The sequence below is a fragment of the Candidatus Limnocylindrus sp. genome, assembly GCF_040397235.1.
Lineage (GTDB): Bacteria > Chloroflexota > Limnocylindria > Limnocylindrales > Limnocylindraceae > Limnocylindrus.
This window is the reverse complement of record NZ_JBBAWH010000010.1, coordinates 1-2,163: the sequence shown is the minus strand read 5'-3', so window position 1 is coordinate 2,163 and position 2,163 is coordinate 1. Positions and strand designations below refer to the sequence as shown.

Sequence of the window (2,163 nt, the reverse complement as noted above, 5' to 3'; positions counted from 1 at the left end):
GGGTCTACCGGCAATCCCGACGGCATCTCCCACATGTGTATGCTCCCTTGCCGGAAGGGGGTGCCGGGGTGACCCCCACATGCTTTCTCGCTCCGGCGCCCCGCTCAGTCGTACGCCGCGTGCTCGCCCGAGTTCTTCGTCACTTCGTCCGCGATGCCCTGCAGCGCTGCCCGGTTGCTGGGTGCTGCCGCGCCCGGTGGCTGGGTGCCTGCCCAGGCTTTGATGGCCATGAGGCAGGCGACTCTGCCCTCGTCCCCTTCGATCACTTGCCCGACCTGAGAGGAGTACCTGTCGCTCAGGTGCCTGCCCCAGCCCATGCGGACGCGGGCTACGCGCGCGAAGCGTAGGGCCGCGTCGCGCGCCGCTTTCTCGTTGGTTTCGTCGGTGACGGCGCTCGGTGAGCGCCAGTAGCCGATGGTGTCCCGCATGGATCTGGGTAGCTTCATGACGCGCGCGCACTCCGGTATGACGTGGCGCCCGTCGTGGCCCCCGATGGCGTCCACTCTGGCGTCGCCACGCAGGCGCGGCACCAGTTTGAGGATGTTGCGCATGTCACGCACCGCCTCCGCATGGGTAGCCGGCTTGCCCGTGTATGTTCCGGCCTCCGTGGCCGTCTTGTCCATGCCGGGCCACATGCATGGGCACTCGCGCATAGCCAAGAGGAGGGGGACGAGGTTGACCCCGGGGCCGGGTGCGACAGAGATGATCGGCACCCGCCATGGCAGCGGGCGCATCTGAAGCGCCGTGACCGCTTTGGACTTTGCCGTGGTTCCGGTGACCACGGTCAGTTCTGAGCCGCAGATGGTCACCTCCTCGAACTGGAGATCAGGGGTTCGCATTTGGTCGATCACCCTGAGGGACGATGCGCACTGCAGGTACGCTGCCCCGGCGCGCGCTGCGACGAATTGGTTGGGGTGATTGGTGAGATGTTGGTATTCCATGAGGATGTCAATTGGAATCATCTGCCCCACGCTCGGCTCGCCTGGGCCTGCCGCTGTGATCGCCTGCACCATCGGCGACGCGCCGTCGATATCGAGTCCCATGTACTCGCCAAGGGCTCTGTAGCCAAGCCGGACTGCCTTCGCGGCGGTCACGCCACCGCGCGAGTGGACCCCTGGTGGCTGCCCCTTTGCCTCCCGTTTGCGCTTGCGTTCCGCCGCGTTCGCCACTGCCGACTCCATGCGGTCCTGCAGCGCGGCGCACGCCACGTCCGTTGGTACCGGGTAGACCTCCATGCTGTTGGCCGCCGCCCACCTCGTGTGGTAGCGTTGGGCTGCGATCATGCGTTTGATCACAGACGTCCCTTTGGTGAGCAGGACCGCACGCGCAGTGCTTGCGCGTCGTCCTTCGTCCATGACCGCCGGGACGGATTTTCCGTCGACGTGCAACATGAGAGACGCTCGCCATGCTGCTGGCATCTCGGCCATGAGGACGGATACGAGTGCTTTCTTGTCAGCATCCTCGATCTCGACCTGCGTCAGCTTCTGACGAGGCGCTCCGTCCATGCTGGGCTGATTGATGGGTGCCTGCTTGCCTGGTGCTTGTCTGATTGGCTGGGCTCGCAGCCCACTGGCCTGCACCAGTGACTTGTGGGCCGCGATGGGCATCGCGGCGCCGAGGGGGGCAGCCCCTTTATGCGCCGTAGCCTGGGCCGCCGGGGGCGGTCCAAGCGAGGGTACGCGTACGGCGTTCCTCGCCATGGCTAGGCAGGCCTCGGCTTCGTTGCGAATGCTCATGCACCGCGCCGTGATGGCCTCTGACGCCGCCGCGGCGACGTACATCGATAGCTCCTGATCGATGTATGCGCCGTGCGTGACTTCGATCTGCATGAGCGCAGCGAGATCCGGGATGTGGGGCTCCAGGTCTCCGGGGAGACCGTAGGCCATGAGAATTTGCATGACCATCCTTTGCTCTGCCGCTGGTGACATGGCTGAGGCCTCTGGCGGCGAAATCGGCCAGCTGATTCCGGAATGGGTTGGTGTTTGTTGGTATGGTGGTAGCTGATGTCCTGCCACTGGCGGTGATGATGCTTCCAGGTCTTCGCCCTGTTCGGCTGGAGACATCCGCTCGGGCCCTGCTCCGACTGCCCTTTCGTTGTTGCGTGGCGAAAGAGCTTGTGAGTCAGACGGGGTTGGTATGCTGTCTGGTTGTGGTTCTTTGCTG

1 protein-coding gene is annotated in these 2,163 nt (G+C 65.0%); it reads right to left on the bottom strand.

The window, feature by feature from the left end; genetic code table 11:
• Positions 1-104: 104 nt before the first annotated feature.
• Entirely contained in the window at positions 105-1,904 is a 1,800-nt protein-coding gene (locus tag AC3LB0_RS05905; protein WP_488650237.1) for a hypothetical protein, read from the bottom strand.
• Between the last annotated feature and the right edge of the window lie 259 nt (positions 1,905-2,163).

Excerpts from the sequence above, each read along its gene's own strand:
- AC3LB0_RS05905 (WP_488650237.1), bottom strand. The coding sequence starts at position 1,904 with ATGGTCATGCAAATTCTCATGGCCTACGGTCTCCCCGGAGACCTGGAG.